The sequence below is a fragment of the Alcanivorax sp. HI0007 genome, from assembly GCF_001635525.1.
Classification (GTDB): Bacteria; Pseudomonadota; Gammaproteobacteria; order Pseudomonadales; family Alcanivoracaceae; genus Alcanivorax.
Window position 1 is genome coordinate 43948 of the sequence record NZ_LWEJ01000045.1, and the last position, 14394, is coordinate 58341.

At 56.8% G+C, this 14394-nt stretch carries 14 protein-coding genes; 9 read left to right on the forward strand and 5 right to left on the reverse strand.

What is annotated here, in order from left to right:
* Positions 1-67 precede the first annotated feature (67 nt).
* Genes A3714_RS02745 through A3714_RS02755 form a run of 3 tightly spaced genes read left to right on the forward strand, consistent with a single transcriptional unit; the run spans position 68 to position 4343 of the window.
* The gene (locus A3714_RS02745; RefSeq protein WP_063525734.1) at positions 68-787 is read left to right on the forward strand and encodes a molecular chaperone; all 720 of its coding nucleotides are present in this window, start codon (positions 68-70) and stop codon (positions 785-787) included.
* Positions 788-823: 36 nt separating this feature from the next.
* A complete protein-coding gene (locus A3714_RS02750) occupies positions 824-3328 on the forward strand; it encodes a fimbria/pilus outer membrane usher protein (protein WP_082844690.1) in 2505 nt (834 codons plus the stop codon).
* Positions 3300-4343 (forward strand): fimbrial protein, encoded by a 1044-nt coding sequence (locus A3714_RS02755; protein ID WP_197463349.1) that lies wholly within the window; start codon positions 3300-3302, stop codon positions 4341-4343. The genes A3714_RS02750 and A3714_RS02755 overlap by 29 nt, the downstream gene beginning before the upstream one ends.
* Here A3714_RS02755 and A3714_RS17885 read toward each other — a convergent pair.
* The 3 genes from A3714_RS17885 to A3714_RS02770 form a co-directional block, all read right to left on the reverse strand.
* On the reverse strand, positions 4340-4678 hold the full coding sequence (locus A3714_RS17885; protein WP_063508819.1) for a hypothetical protein: 339 nt from the start codon (positions 4676-4678) through the stop codon (positions 4340-4342). The genes A3714_RS02755 and A3714_RS17885 overlap by 4 nt on opposite strands.
* Before the next feature lie 155 nt (positions 4679-4833).
* On the reverse strand, positions 4834-6033 hold the full coding sequence (locus tag A3714_RS02765; protein WP_063508818.1) for an NAD(P)/FAD-dependent oxidoreductase: 1200 nt from the start codon (positions 6031-6033) through the stop codon (positions 4834-4836).
* 136 nt (positions 6034-6169) lie between these two features.
* Positions 6170-6946 carry a ferredoxin--NADP reductase gene (locus A3714_RS02770; RefSeq protein ID WP_062814967.1) on the reverse strand — a complete coding sequence of 259 codons (777 nt, stop codon included), beginning with the start codon at positions 6944-6946 and terminating at the stop codon, positions 6170-6172.
* Between the two features lie 144 nt (positions 6947-7090).
* Here A3714_RS02770 and A3714_RS02775 point away from each other — a divergent pair, with 144 nt between their 5' ends.
* Both A3714_RS02775 and cobS read left to right on the forward strand, forming a co-directional pair.
* Complete coding sequence (locus tag A3714_RS02775) at positions 7091-7987, forward strand: LysR family transcriptional regulator (RefSeq protein ID WP_063508821.1); 897 nt, start codon at positions 7091-7093, stop codon at positions 7985-7987.
* 9 nt (positions 7988-7996) lie between these two features.
* Positions 7997-8740: an adenosylcobinamide-GDP ribazoletransferase gene (gene cobS / locus A3714_RS02780; protein WP_063508817.1), complete on the forward strand. Its 744-nt coding sequence runs from the start codon at positions 7997-7999 to the stop codon at positions 8738-8740.
* 151 nt (positions 8741-8891) lie between these two features.
* Here the strand turns inward: cobS and A3714_RS02785 are convergent, their stop codons facing one another.
* Complete coding sequence (locus A3714_RS02785; RefSeq protein ID WP_063508816.1) at positions 8892-9695, reverse strand: DUF3298 and DUF4163 domain-containing protein; 804 nt, start codon at positions 9693-9695, stop codon at positions 8892-8894.
* A gap of 168 nt (positions 9696-9863) precedes the next feature.
* Between A3714_RS02785 and A3714_RS02790 the strand changes: the two genes are divergently transcribed.
* The 3 genes from A3714_RS02790 to A3714_RS02800 all read left to right on the forward strand — a co-directional run bounded on the left by A3714_RS02790 (position 9864) and on the right by A3714_RS02800 (position 11317).
* Positions 9864-10310, forward strand: a complete 447-nt coding sequence (locus A3714_RS02790) for a YtoQ family protein (protein ID WP_062814964.1) — start codon at positions 9864-9866, stop codon at positions 10308-10310.
* A gap of 131 nt (positions 10311-10441) precedes the next feature.
* Positions 10442-10924 carry a hypothetical protein gene (locus tag A3714_RS02795; protein ID WP_063508815.1) on the forward strand — a complete coding sequence of 161 codons (483 nt, stop codon included), beginning with the start codon at positions 10442-10444 and terminating at the stop codon, positions 10922-10924.
* Between the two features lie 30 nt (positions 10925-10954).
* Complete coding sequence (locus tag A3714_RS02800) at positions 10955-11317, forward strand: STAS/SEC14 domain-containing protein (RefSeq protein WP_063508814.1); 363 nt, start codon at positions 10955-10957, stop codon at positions 11315-11317.
* A 388-nt stretch (positions 11318-11705) separates the two neighbouring features.
* Here A3714_RS02800 and A3714_RS02805 read toward each other — a convergent pair whose 3' ends face one another.
* A complete protein-coding gene (locus A3714_RS02805) occupies positions 11706-12692 on the reverse strand; it encodes an AraC family transcriptional regulator (RefSeq protein WP_063508813.1) in 987 nt (328 codons plus the stop codon).
* 104 nt (positions 12693-12796) lie between these two features.
* On the opposite strand from A3714_RS02805, the gene A3714_RS02810 reads away from it, so the two are divergent.
* The coding region (locus A3714_RS02810; protein WP_082844689.1) for a cellulase family glycosylhydrolase at positions 12797-14394 on the forward strand (1598 nt) is incomplete at its 3' end.

Below are 14394 nucleotides of genomic sequence, written 5' to 3' on the forward strand. Positions count from 1 at the left end.
GTGATGGCAGCTCCCGTTTCCTGGGGGCTGCCAACTATTTTGGCCGGGTAATTCAATGTTATTAAAAATGAAACCGTTCCTGCTGAGCAGCCTTTTGCTGCTGGCAGAGTGGGCCAGTGCCAGTGTGATTATTGATGGCACCCGTGTGGTTTACCCACAAAAAGCCCGCGAGGTGACTGTGCAGCTTCACAACACAGGTGATTCACCGTCGCTGGTCCAGTCATGGGTAGACGAAGGCGATAAGGATGCAACACCGGATACCACGTCGGCACCGTTCATCATTACGCCGCCTATTTCCCGTGTTGAAGCGGGATCTGGACAGGCATTGCGATTGACATTTACCGGCAGGAACTTGCCCTCTGACCGGGAATCCCTGTTCTGGTTGAATGTGCTTGAGGTTCCTCCGGCACCGGAAAGTGCGGAAGACAAGAACCTGATGCAATTGGCATTTCGTTCCAGGCTGAAAATTTTCTATCGTCCTGATGGTTTGTCGGGTCGAGCTAACTTGTCCAGTCACTCTCTTGAATGTGAGTTCGAATCAGAGCAAAGAGTGATGCGCTGTTCCAATCCAACGCCGTACCACATCAGTGTTGTCAAGTTAGAGCTTGCCCATGAAAGCGGCGAAAAAAATCAAGTTGAAAAAGGGATGATGTTCTCGCCTTTCTCATCCCACAATTTCGAAATTGGTTTCAAAAACGATGTAAAGGAAGGGACAAAGGCGGTCTTTACATCGATAAATGATTTTGGCGGCGCAGTGGAAGCCAGTATCGATATTACCCGCCAATAAAAGAATTAACGGCCTAGAGGTCTGGTAAGGATGCCAATGCTGTCGGCGCTATCATTCAAGAAAAGTTTCGCTATCGGTATAGCCATACTGACGGGCGGATTTTGCTGTGGGAATGCCTATGCACAGGAAAAAACGGCGTCTTTTAACTCATCGTTCCTGATGGGTTCAGCCAGGGACATGGATACCTCTCTTTATAGCCATGGCAATCCCGTATCGCCCGGTCAATACCGTCTGGACATGTATGTGAATGGACAGTGGTTTGGCAAGCAGGACATCGTTTTCTCGTCAGTACCCGGGAGAAAAAGTGCAGAAACCTGCTTCACCGTTGAGCAGCTTGCGTTCTACGGCATCGATGTTGAATCCATGGACGCGGCAGAGTCGGATATCGAAACGTGCAAGCCGCTCTCGGAGTGGATAGGACAAGCACAATCCCGCCTTGAGATTTCCTCTCTGCGTATGGATCTCACCATTCCTCAGGAGAACATGCGCCGCGAAGCCAGGGGCTATGTCAATCCGGAGCTGTGGGATCGCGGCATTGATGCCGGCTTTATTGGCTATGACCTGAATGCCACTACCATCCGTGCCGACGAGTCCGGTTCCGGCATTTCAAGCAGTGACAACCTCTATCTTGGTCTCAACTCCGGTGTCAATGTGGCCGGCTGGCAGCTGAGACATAACTCAAGCGTATCCAGGCGTTCCGGTGACGGATACGACTGGCAAAAAACCTCAACGTTTGCGCGCCGTGCTTTCTCGGAGATTCGTAGCAATCTGACCATTGGTGACAGCTTTACCAGTGGAGAGCTGTTCGATTCCGTGGCCTATCGAGGCATTAATCTGGCCAGCGAAGACCGTATGCTGCCCGACTCCATGCGGGGATACGCGCCAGTCATTCGCGGTGTGGCGGCAACCAATGCCCGGGTTGAAGTTCGTCAGAACGGCAATCTTCTTTACAGCACCACGGTATCGCCCGGTAACTTTGTCATTGATGACCTTTACCCAACAGGGTTTGGTGGCGATCTGGAGGTGCTTGTCACGGAAGCGGACGGTCAGCAGCGGAGTTTCAGTGTTCCCTATTCCTCCATTGCACAACTGCTTCGAGAAGGTATCAGTCGACATAGCGTTACGGTGGCGCAGCTGCGCAATGACGAACTTGAGGATGAGCCTCTGTTCATGCAAGCGACCTACCAGCGCGGTCTGTATCACGATATTACCGGCTATCTGGGCAGTACCGTCAGCCAGGGATACCGATCTGTTCTGGTGGGCGCCGGTTTGTCGACCAAGCTGGGGGCTTTCTCGTTTGATGTGACCCGGTCGCAGACGGAATTCAGGAATAATGAGGACAAGTTGGGTAACAGTGTTCGCATCAATTATTCCAAAATGCTGAACCAGACCAATACCAACTTTACGCTGGCCGCCTACCGCTACTCCACGAAAGGCTTCTATGGTCTTTCGGATGCCATGTTTGCCAGAGAGTTTGACGAGCAACAGTTGAGTCTGGATGCGCTGAGAAGCCAAAAGAGTCAGTTTCAACTGACATTGAACCAGGCGCTCGGGCGTCGTTATGGATCCTTGTACTTTACCGGGTCCGTGCGTGACTTCTGGGATACTGACGGGGAAACCAAGCAATATCAGATGGGGTATAACAACCGCTTCCGCTCAATCAGCTATGGGATTTCTGCGATTCGGACGACCACCCAGGACGGTGAATCGGATAACCAGTTTGATCTCTCTTTCACCATGCCGATAGGCGGAGGCTACACCGGGAAGTACATTGATGGCGGTGTATCTCTGGATGATGACGGCTACGTGTCCAGCCGTGCCGGCATCAACGGCTATGGTGGTGACCGTAACCAGTACAACTATGGCATGCGGGTAACGGACAACGAACAAAATGGATCCACCGTTGGTGTGAACGGGGAATACCGTAGCCGATTTGCATCCATTAATGGTTCTTACAGCTATAGCGATGATTACCAGCAAGCCTCTGCCGGTGCGCGGGGTGCCTTTGTGGCGCACAAGGATGGCATCACCATGACCCCGCAACATGGCGACACCATGGTGCTGATTGAAGCCAAAGATGCAAAAGGGGCTGGCGTGGTGAGTGCCTCGGGTGTGGAAGTGGATGACTTTGGCTATGCGGTCTTGCCGTACGTGACCCCGTACCGGATGAATCGAATTACCCTGGATCCCAATGGCATTGACAGAAATGTGGAGTTGAAAGGGACCAGTCGTGAGCTGGCGCCCTATGCCGGTTCCATTACCCGGGTGACCTTTGAAACAGAAAAAGGGCTACCGATTCTGATAAAAGCGCACCGACGTGATGGCATCAGTTTGCCGTTCGCTGCCCGGGTCTTTGACACGTCTGGCAATGAAGTCGGTGTGGTCGGCCAGAGCAGCGTCATTTTTGTACGCAGCGAGCAGCGACAAGGGATGTTGACGGTGAAGTGGGGTGGGGAGCAATGCCGGCTGACTTACCAGCTTGGTGATGTGTCCCCGGAACAGGAGTTCGGTTTTGAAAAAACCAATGCGATTTGTCACTGATCGGTTTGCCAGACTGGCAGGGTACCTGATAGCGGTCGCCCTGCTGTCCTTGTTGAGTATGGCGGGCCATGCCGCCTGTTATGTGTCGTCCGGATTCACCCCTCAGGACGTACAGATGGATTGGGGGCGTGTGTTGATTCAGCCGGATTTGCCCGTCGGCGCGGTGATCCAGACCCTGCAACGGCCAATCACTGGCAAAAATAATGCCGGCTACTGTAATTATGGTGGCTTTTCCAGGGGCGAGTTTGTCCGTAATCCCGCTGCAGTCCCCGGGTTTTCCAATGTCTATCAGACGGATGTGCCGGGCGTAGGAATTCGGGTTTATCGGGAAGCGGGCAATATCTCCACCTACTATCCCCATCAGATCAATTTCAGCGGCAATCGGCAGTTGAACCTGATTGGCGGGTATTTCAAAGTGGATCTGGTGAAGACGGCGGCGGTCACCGGTGCCGGCCCCATTGGGCCACCCGGATTGTTTACCACCTATTATCTGGATGGCTCCGGCATCAACAGGCCGGTTCTGACTTCCACGTTAACCGGGCAGGGGGTCACCATTGTGACGTCATCCTGTCAGGTTGATGCGGGATCCAAGAATATCGCCGTCAACTTTGGCTCGGTGTCCAACCGTGATTTCAGCGGGGTCGGGTCCAGGGTGAATCCAAGAGATTTCGAGATTCGCATGCGATGCCAGGGCGGCAATGTGGCCGGCATGGATCAGGGGCTCATCAAGGTAAGGTTTGATGGAACCCGGGACGTCTCGAACCTGCCGGGCGTGCTGGCCATTGATGCTGGCCCGGCATCCGCCAGCGGTATTGGCATTCAGCTCAACCAGACCCTGGGTGGCACCGAACAGGTCGTGACTCTGGGTGAAGGGGTTGCCCTTGGGCGCACGCCGATCAACGACTCCGCGGAGTTTGTTCTGCCCATGCGTGCCTACTATATCCAGACGCAGTCAGGCACGGTCGGCGCAGGCACCGGTAATGGCAGGGCCACGTTCACCATTGAGTACCATTAATGGTACTCAATGACATAGCGCATGCTGACGGGCCCCGTCTCCGAAGCGGCAATACGTTCGTGGAGAGACTCTGACCGGCTGATAACCTCCGGTTGGGCGTGACGGTTTCCGGAGACCGGCTCGAGATAAGTCCTGCCTATGTGCTGGTCAGCAGACAATGCCTGATTGCCGCAGCTGTCCACAATGACGTCCGTATACACCACCTGGCTCTGCGTCCCTGGCTGACAAGACGCATAAACAACCGCTCCCTGGAATGAAATCGTATTGCTGGCCATGGCGGCTGAGGCTGAAAGTGCCAGTAGTACGGTAATCCCCGCTCGGCTTGCAGTGTTCATGTTGCCCCCTTCGATCACTATGTAATTATTTTGTCTAAGTGCGAAGGTTTATTTCTAGTACTTTTTCATTGGTTTTATGTAGCGATTGGCGCGCTCTTTTACATTCTCGGCACTCAAAGGTGGAAAATGGCGGATGGCCGGTTACGACATGCCGGTCAGTCGAGCAGGGACTGTTTCAGTCCAGCGACCGTCTTCAGCATCTGTATGCGTAGCCATGGCACCCTTTCCATGACTGGAAAGAACAGATCCCGTCCGCGGGATACCGTGCGACTGTGCGACTGGAAGGCGGGGGTCAGCCAGCGGCTCATACGCTGATAGAAGCGAATCTGTGGTTCCCGTTGACGGTGATAGTGACGCCAGACCTGGGGCCAGGCGTCTGATTCCGCGACCGCCTGGCCAATGGCCCGGGCATCGAGCAGGGCCATGTTTGCCCCCTGACCCAGTTGCGGGCTCATGGCATGGGCGGCATCGCCAATGATGCCCAGCCGGTTTTCCCCCCAACGATGCATGATCACATCCCGGTAAGTGGCGGGCAGCAGCTGGTCTTGATGGGTCAGTGGGGCCAGTAGAGTCTCCAGCTGTGGCCACAGCTGGAGCGCCTGGTCACGCCAACCGGAAAAATCAAAATCCCGGTGTTGCCAGTGACGCATCTTCGCCACCGGCAGGCTCCAGAAGAAACTGGCCAGGGGTTGGTTCGGCTGATCCGGGCAGCAACCGGTGGGCAGGATGCCGACCATCTGGCTCGCCCGGTGATAGCGCTGTTGCAGCAGCGGCGCCGCAAATGATTCCACCATGGGCTGAATAGCCCACATGGCGCCCCAAGGGTAAAGCCTGTCATAGCGGGTCCAATCCGTTGGCCGCAGGCGGCTGTGGCTGCCATTGGCGATCAGCACCGCATCAAAAGATAGCCGACAGGGCTCCCCTGCGTTGTCGGCGATTACCGTGGTGTGCGCTTCCGCCACCTCCACGGCGCTGACGCTGCAGCCCATCAAACGCTCATGGGGCAGTGTCTGCAGGTGACAGTCCAGCACATGGCAGAGGCTGGCGCGATGAATGCCCAGACCGTGGCTGTGGTCGTCCAGGCTTCGGTAGGCAGTGTTCATGATGCGGCGACCATCGCGGGTGTGACCGATCAGGGCATCAACGCGGGCGCCATATCCCAGCATGGCCTGGTACAGTCCCATGTCCTTGAGCACTGACAGGCCGGTGGGCTGCAGCAAAAGACCGGCTCCTACTGGTGCCAGCGCCTCGGCCCGTTCGATCAGGGTGATGTGGTGGCCTTGTTCAGCAAGCAGGGCAGCAGTAGCCAGGCCGGCGGTACCGGCGCCGATAATGGCGATGGATTGTGGTTGCATCGAATGAATGTCCCTCCCTGGTAACATCCTGCTCATGCTAACAAGGAAGCGTGCTGTCGGTTGGTATCGGGCTTCAAAAAAAACGGGCCGCGAAGGCGGCCCGTAGCGTGTTGCGTGAAGCGTGTCAGTGTCTAACTCATTTCTCCACAAACGCCCGTTCGATCACATACTCACCCAGTTCCCCGCCGCGGGTTTCCTTGAAGCCCCAGCCATCGAGAATGGCCTGGGTATCCTTGAGCATGGCCGGGCTGCCGCAGAGCATGAAGCGGTCGTTTTCCAGGCTCGGTGTCGGCAGGCCCAGATCCTCGAACAGCTTGCCGCTGGTCATCAGGTCGGTGAGGCGACCCTGATTACGGAAGGGTTCGCGGGTCACCGTCGGGTAGTAGAGCAGCTTGCCCTTGACGAATTCGCCAAAGAATTCGTTGTTGGGCAGCTCGCTCTGGATGGTGTCCTGGTAAGCCAGCTCCGACACATGACGGACCCCGTGGGTGAGGATCACCCGGTCGTACTGGTCATAGACCTCCGGGTCCTTGATGATGCTCATGAACGGCGCCAGACCGGTGCCGGTGGACAGCAGCCACAGATTCTTCCCCGGCAGCAGGTGATCGGCCACCAGGGTGCCGGTGGGCTTGCGGCTCACATAAATCTTGTCACCCGGCTGAATGTTCTGCAGCTGGGAGGTGAGCGGGCCATCCGGCACCTTGATGCTGAAGAACTCCAGTTCTTCCTCGTAGTTGGCACTGGCGATGGAGTAGGCGCGCAGCAACGGGCGGCCATTGTCCTGTTCCAGGCCAATCATGGTGAAGTGGCCGTTCTTGAAACGGAAACCCGGATCACGACTGGTGGTGAAGCTGAACAGGGTATCGTTCCAGTGGCGTACGCTTGTGACGGTCTCAGTATTCAAATTAGACATAATTAAATCAGCGCTTATTCCAAAATCTCAGTTGGTGGAAATTTAAACGAAACCCGTTTATCGGTAAAATGGGTAATTCCGATGTATTATATCGGCATTGCCGATATGGGCGTTCCACGTCTGACTCTACCGGAGGGAGTGGCCATGAAATTTACCCTGCGTCAGCTTCAGGTCTTCCTGGCCACGGCGCACCACGAGAACATCAGCAAGGCGGCAGAGAGCCTGAGCATGAGCCAGTCCGCCGCTTCCGGTGCCCTCAAGGAGCTGGAGGCCCTCTACGACCTGAAGTTCTTCGAACGGGCCGGCAAGCGACTCAAACTCAATGAGCTGGGCCGCCAGTTCTGGCCCCGGGCAGAGGCGTTGCTGGCCCAGGCCCGGGAGCTGGAGGCCGACCTGCTCAGTCACCGTGATCTGGGCCGTTTGAATGTGGGGGCCACGCTGACCATCGGCAATTATCTGGCGGTGGGGATCATGGCCGATTATATGGCGGAGCAGCCCGGCGCCCGGGTACACCTGGAGGTGGCCAACACGCGGACTATCGTGGAGCGGGTGCTGGCGTTCGAGCTGGATCTGGGGCTGATTGAGGGCGAACTGAACCACCCGGACCTGGAGTTGTTGCCCTGGCGAGAGGATGAGTTGGTGGTGTTTTGTAGCCCGGAGCATGCTCTTGCCGGTAAGGAAGCACTCACGGACCGGGACTTGCGGGAGGCTCACTGGATTGTCCGGGAATCCGGCTCTGGCACCCGGCAGACGTTTGAGCGCGGCCTGCATGGTCTGGTACCGGAGCTGAATCTGGCCCTGGAGCTGGAGCACACCGAAGCCATCAAGCGGGCAGTGGAAGCGGGTCTGGGGATCAGTTGCCTGTCCCGGGTGTGTCTGCGTGAGGCGTTCAGGCGTGGTTCGCTGGTGGAATTGCCGGTGCCCCATCGGGATTTCAGCCGTGACTTCTACTTTGTGCTGCACCGCCAGAAATACCGCAGTCCCGGTATCGAGCGGTGGCTGGAATTATGCCGCGCCCCCGTGCGGCAACCCATTCAATAGGGAGTTGCCGTGAAACAGGAATGGCAGGCCTTCTGGCTGGCGCTGGGTTTTTTGACCCGGATTCCCATGCTGGTGAAGATCGATTATTCCCAGCGTCTGATGAATCGTGCCAGTGTTTATTTCCCCCTGGTGGGACTGTTGCTGGGCGGCCTTTATGCGGCGTTGTTCAGCGCTCTGGTGGTGTTCTGGAGCCCGCCGGTGTGTATCGGTCTGGTGCTGGTGTTTCATTTGTGGATTACCGGTGCTTTCCACGAGGACGGCCTGGCGGACAGTATGGATGCGCTGGGCGGTGGCTACACCGTGGCCCGGCGGCTGGAAATCATGAAGGATAGCCGTATCGGCACCTATGGTGCCGTGGCGCTGATAGTGGCGCTGGGCCTGAAGGCCGTGTTGCTATTGGAGGCCGAGCCGGTCTGGCTGGCGCTACTGGTAACGCCTGCCATTAGTCGTCTGACACCCCTGCTGCTGATGCGCTTTCTGCCCTATGTGACCGACCCGACTACCAGTAAAAGTAAACCGGTGGCGGAAGCCTTCAGCGGCCAGCGATTGCTACTGGCCACACTTTTCATCCTGGGGGTGGCGTTGCTGTTCTCGGTGTGGCTGCCTGCCTTGTTGGCGGTAGGGCTGGTGGCATTGCTGTGGGGCGCCAGCCTGAAGCGGCAGCTCGGTGGCTATACCGGGGATGCGCTGGGGGCCAGTGTGGTGTTTACCGAGCTTGTGTGTTTGTTGTTTTTGGCTGGTGGGGTGAGTTGAAAGTTTAAAGTTGAAACGCGCCCCGCGCTGGCAGCCAGCCGTTAACCGTTGTCGCCGCGCCGCAAGGGCCAAATCGCGGGTACGGCATGGTCATGGCAGAGTATCCTTCCCGCGCCTTTTCAACTTTAAACTTTGAACTTTCAACTGCTTCTCAGAGGTATTTCCCCCGCACAATCCCGTCCAGTTTTTCATACGGAATGGTCAGTTCAGGCTGCCCCATGGCATAGGGGGCGATGTGGTAGACGTTGTAGTGCAGCACCAGGCCGTTCTTGCTGAAGTAGGCGTTGTCCGTGCGATCGAAGGGCCAGCTGTCGCGGAAGGCCTGATCCAGGTTTTCCTCATCCAACCATTGCTGGTGGCGGGATCGGGCCAGCTCCCAGAACGCCTCTTGTTGGCCGGGTTCCAGCAGATCATCCAGTCCCAGCTCTTGCTGGCGGGCCAGGTCCCAGTGGAAATACTGCACCCCGGGTTGGCCGTGGGCGCCACCGGTGTACTCGTAACTGTCCAGACGCAGGGTCAGCAGGTCACCGCGGCGACCCTGGCGCTTGATGGTGGCGTTCAGCTCCCAACCCTGTCGGGACGCCATGGCCATGTCCGACGCATCGGCCAGAAACGCATCCACTAGCCCTTCGATAGTGCCGTCATGGGGGCTGCTGCCCTGGTTCTGGACCAGCATGCCGGCCAGCTGGGTGGTGATCGCATCGTTCAGGGTCGGTTGGTTCTCAAAGGTGATCCATTCCAGCTCAACCCGTGGGCAGCCGTCCCCCTGGCATTGCTCGTCGGTCTTTTTCAGGGTGTGAAGAATGCGTATCAGCTCACCGGTATTGCCCGGTACGTTGTCAGACTGCTGGCTGGTGGTGCCCGCCTTGGCATCAGGGGAATCGCTATCCTGAGTATTGTTATCACAACCTGCCAGCATTGCAGCCGCCAGCAGAAACAGAAATCGGATGCGCATGGGGTCGCCTTTTCACAAAGTTCGGAATGGGGGCATTTAACGGCAGCAGGCTTGCCTTTTGCAACCGGGAACCGGACAGGTTGATGAAATAACGGGCCCGTAACAGGTTCTTTGCTAGCCTGCTATGCTAGCCGGTTTCACAGACACTGTATCAAAGGGAGAAACGCAATGAGCTTCTGGACGGTTTACCTTTCCGGAGAGATCCACACCGACTGGCGCGAACGGATCATTCAGGGTTGTGCCGAGAAAGAACTGGATATCGAATTTACCGGTCCAGTGACCGACCATGAAGCCAGCGACAAGGTAGGGGTCAATATTCTTGGCGCGGAAGAAAAGCGTTTCTGGGAAGATCGGCTGGGCGCCGGCATTAATGGTATTCGGACCCGTAAACTGATCGATCAGGCCGACTTGGTGATCGTGCGTTTCGGGCCCAAATACAAGCAGTGGAATGCGGCCTTCGATGCGGGCTACACGGCGGCATTGGGGACCCCGATGATCATTCTCCACGATGAGGAACATGACCATCCGCTCAAGGAAGTGGATGCGGCCGCGGACGCCGTGGCACGCACTCCTGAACAGGTGGTAGAGATGCTGGAATATATCCTCAACGCCTGACGCACACTCGGGGCCGGGCTGCCCGGCCCGGCCCGTTTTACCCCTTTTTTTCATCTCCTCAGGAGTATTCCCGGGATTCTGCTTGTCCTACCGGAAGAGAGAGACAGACAAGCAATACAAGGAGTGCTCCAATGACACATCGTTTACTCGCAGCCGCCGCACTCATGCTGGTAACCACGTCCATTTCCTGGGCGAATACCGAGGGGGTCCCCAATGTGAAGACCCCGGATCCGGAGAAAGTTACCGCCCAGATGGAAGATACCCTGGAAGAAATCCAGGCGTTTACGGTGGAACAGAAAAACGATGCCATGCGTGCTGCCCGCCATGCGCTGGATGACCTGGACCGGCAGATCACCTTGCTGCAAAGTGAGATCGACAGCCGTTGGCAGGGACTTTCCCAACAGGCACGGCTGGACAAACAGTCCGCCATGGCCACGCTGAAAGAGCAACGTGCAGAGCTGGAGTCCCGTTATCAGGCGCTACAGCAAGCCAGTGCCGACAACTGGGAGGCTGCCAAGGTAAAATTCTCCCGAGGTTGGGACGCGGTTAAACAGAGCTGGCAGGCGCTGAATGCACCTGTAGCAGAAAGCACGGAGAACCCTGAGGGAAACTGAGGGTCGTGCAGCAAACTGGGAGGGGCTGGCATGCTGACATTGATTCCGTTCGACGATGATCGGGTCGTCGGGGCAAGGATTTCCGGGAAGATCACCCGCCCGGAATTCGATACCGTGGCGGCCGCTCTGGAAGCGGCGCTGGGCAGACACGACAAGGTGCGTTTCTATGCGGAAATGGAAACCTTTGGTGGTGTGGCCATGGATGCCCTGTTCCAGGATCTGAAGTTCGGCCTGCGCCACTGGCAGCATTTCGAGCGAGAGGCTGTCGTCACCGATCAGGACTGGATGCGGCGCCTGGCGTTGCTGGCGGACAAGCTGCTGCCCTCCATCGATGTCAAAGTCTTTGCCCGCGATGACACGGCCAGCGCCAAGGCCTGGATCTGTGCAGACTGATCACAGCCTCCTCCTGCCTGTTCGCCAGGCAAAAAAGAAGGGCCGTCCGGCCCTTCTTTGACGCTCCCGCATTGTGTTTCCGGCAGGCTATCCTGCCAGTCCTCGAAATCATCCAGCGCCTGGCGCCAGTCCATGCGGGGTCGGGTTTGTTCCCTGGCGACCTGGTGAGCGCCACCTTTGCGCATCAGCGGATCCATCGCCGCCCAGTTGCGCAGGGGTTTAGGGCCTTTTGCCATGGTTTTTCTTCCTCAAACTAAAGTGATGACATCCTTGGTATCCAAACGGCTCCCTGGCATGTCGGAAGCGGCGGCGATACTACGCCGCAGTTCCCGGTTCCACTAGTGGTGCCAGGAAAAATTGTTGTCAGAATCGTCATGCCCTGCGTCCGTTACCGGTCGTCTTCGTGGTGCTGTCGGCGATACTTCCCCGGAGACATGCCTTCCCAGCGGGCAAACGCCCGAGTGAATGAGCTTTGTTCGGTATAGCCAACCATGCCGGCAATATCTGACAGACCAAGCCGGGACTCACGCAGGTAATTGGTTGCCAGTGTGTGGCGGGTTTGATCAAGCAGGCTCTGAAAAGAGATGCGCTGCGCCCGTAACCGTCTTTGCATTGAACGGGCAGAAATGCCGTTTTCTGCTGCGAGCTTTTCCAGTGATGGCGGCTCTCGGGTGAGGATCTGCAACAATTGTTTGCGATAGAGGCCGATTTCCTCATTCTCCAGGGTCAACTTTCTGAGCTGTTGTTGCGCTTGATTGTCCAGAATGTCATGGAGATATGGGTCGGTTTTGGGGATGGGAGAAAACAGATTCTTGACAGGGAAAACCAGTTTGGGCATTGCCTGGTCGAATAACACATCACAGCCAAAAAACTGTTCATAAAGCGCCCGGTTCGCGGGAGCGGGGCCAACAAATTCAACCGAGGATGGAAATACGGGTTTCTGGTTGATGGCCTGAATCAACTTGAGGGTGGTGCCAAGCCCCAGCTCATCCCATAACTGGCCACTCCAGCCATGCTCAAGAGGCCAACTTAACACCAGATGATCCGCGTCAATATGTGCCTTTACCGGGTTCATTTCTGAAATCAGCACATGGTAGCGCTGCCCTTTGGCCAGGGCATCCATGACGTTGTTGCTGCTCAGAAGCAGGTAACCAACCGGCCCCAGATACCGTAACGAGAAATGGTTAGCCACAGACAGGCCGAAGGCGGAATCCCTTACCGTGCTGGCACCTTTCTCCAGCATCTCTTTCCAGCGATCTTCCGCGATCCGGCTTCCGGCCTTGGGCATTTTGCCCAGCACGTTTTCGGCCGCGATCCCCCGGCTTGTCAGGTGGTCGAAAAGCAAATGTGAGTAGGTGGCATCAATGCAGCGCATAGGGTGTCGTGATTTGCTAAAAGCTGTCCGATTCTGGCAAGACGGTCAGGCGGCATCAAAGTCATATTTGTATACGTCATGTTGCGGATTTGTCGGAGTAGGCTATGCAAATAAAAAGACGTTGCCGGTGGGGCCTGAAGGCGCTTGTCTGGGTTCCGTTTGCGTTTCTGGTGGCATGTGGCGGTGGCGGTGGAGGGACCAGTGCCCCTCCCGTCAACCCGAACAATGATGACCAGGAGCCGGAGGTAGTGGATACCCCTTCACCCTTGGCTCCCCGTTCCTCCTGTGAGGGCACGGTTGCCGAAGGAAGACTGGGGCAGGCCGGTCGATGGGTGATCGATGCAGACTGCCGGGTGGTGATTCTTCAGGGGGTGAACCAGATCAGTAAACTGCCACCCTATACGCCAGAAGCCATCGGCTTTGGAGAGGATGACCTGCGCTATATTGCCAGCCAGGGTTTCAACACCATTCGGCTGGGATTCATCTGGAAGGCATTTGAACCGGAACCGGGTCAGTACGATACCGATTATCTGGAATCGTTATACCGTACCGCGCAGGCCGCATCCGATGCCGGTTTGTGGGTGCTGTTTGATTTCCATCAGGACATGTATAACGAAAAATTCAGTGGTGAGGGCTTTCCCGACTGGACCGTGTTTGATGACGGTTTGCCCAACCAGCCCGACTTGGGTTTCCCGGGAAACTACTTCCTGATGCCCGCCTTGTGGCGTGCCTATGATCACTTTCTGGATAACGACCAGGACCTGGCGGGTCGTCCTATGCATGAGGCGTTCGCCGAAGCCTGGCGCCGAGTGGCCGCCCGCATCAAGGATGTCGACAGATTGCTGGGTTATGACCTGTGGAACGAGCCTTTCCCAGGCACTGCGCTGGCGCTCTGTGCCAACCCGCTGGGTTGCCTGCTGAACAATCAGGACAAAAAGCTGACCGCAGTCAGTCGTCTGGCCGCGGATGCAGTTCGGAAAGAAGACGATACCGCGATTATTTTCTATGAACCCTTCGTCACCTTTAACAACGGCGCAGATACCGCACATGGTGGCTTTGGTGAAGACGTCCAGGCTGGCATGTCCTTTCACAATTACTGCCTGGCCAAAACGCCGGGTTTGCCGGGGCTGCCGCTTACCGATCCGGGGTGTGGGATCGAAGAGCAGTTGGTGTTCACCAATGCAGAGAGGCAGGCCAGGGAAAAGAACGATACCCTCATCCTCAGCGAGTTTGGCGCGTCCAATGACCTGGTAACGATTGAGCGGTTGATCACGCTGGCTGCAAAAAATCGTGTGTCCTGGCAGTACTGGGCATGGTGGAATCGTGATGTTTGCTGCGAGCGTCCGGAAGAGGGGATCATTACCCATCCCTCAGACCCGCCACTGCCTGAAAACCTGAATCAGGAAAAACTGGATGTGCTGGTGAGGGCTTACCCGCAGCGTGTGGCCGGGGTGCCGGAGAGTTACGGGTTCGATCGCAAGAACAAGGTTTTCCATCTGACCTATTCCACTCAGCGTGCCGACGGGAACGGCCATTTTGCGCCCGGTTCTGTCACCGAAATCTTTGTCCCGGAACGGCATTATCCCGATGGCTATCAGGTGTCTGTGGAAGGGGGGCAGGTGCTTCCCGGATCCGCGGATCAGATACTTCGGGTGGTCAGCTATGCGGGGGTGGGGACGGTGACAGTCAGGGTGACTCCATA

Bases quoted from the DNA above. Each gene is read 5' to 3' on its own strand.
- A3714_RS02745 (WP_063525734.1), top strand. From the start codon at position 68: ATGAAACCGTTCCTGCTGAGCAGCCTTTTGCTGCTGGCAGAGTGGGCC.
- A3714_RS02750 (WP_082844690.1), top strand. From the start codon at position 824: ATGCTGTCGGCGCTATCATTCAAGAAAAGTTTCGCTATCGGTATAGCC.
- A3714_RS17885 (WP_063508819.1), bottom strand. From the start codon at position 4,678: ATGAACACTGCAAGCCGAGCGGGGATTACCGTACTACTGGCACTTTCA.
- A3714_RS02765 (WP_063508818.1), bottom strand. From the start codon at position 6,033: ATGCAACCACAATCCATCGCCATTATCGGCGCCGGTACCGCCGGCCTG.
- A3714_RS02770 (WP_062814967.1), bottom strand. From the start codon at position 6,946: ATGTCTAATTTGAATACTGAGACCGTCACAAGCGTACGCCACTGGAAC.
- A3714_RS02775 (WP_063508821.1), top strand. From the start codon at position 7,091: ATGAAATTTACCCTGCGTCAGCTTCAGGTCTTCCTGGCCACGGCGCAC.
- A3714_RS02785 (WP_063508816.1), bottom strand. From the start codon at position 9,695: ATGCGCATCCGATTTCTGTTTCTGCTGGCGGCTGCAATGCTGGCAGGT.
- A3714_RS02790 (WP_062814964.1), top strand. From the start codon at position 9,864: ATGAGCTTCTGGACGGTTTACCTTTCCGGAGAGATCCACACCGACTGG.
- A3714_RS02795 (WP_063508815.1), top strand. From the start codon at position 10,442: ATGACACATCGTTTACTCGCAGCCGCCGCACTCATGCTGGTAACCACG.
- A3714_RS02800 (WP_063508814.1), top strand. From the start codon at position 10,955: ATGCTGACATTGATTCCGTTCGACGATGATCGGGTCGTCGGGGCAAGG.
- A3714_RS02805 (WP_063508813.1), bottom strand. From the start codon at position 12,692: ATGCGCTGCATTGATGCCACCTACTCACATTTGCTTTTCGACCACCTG.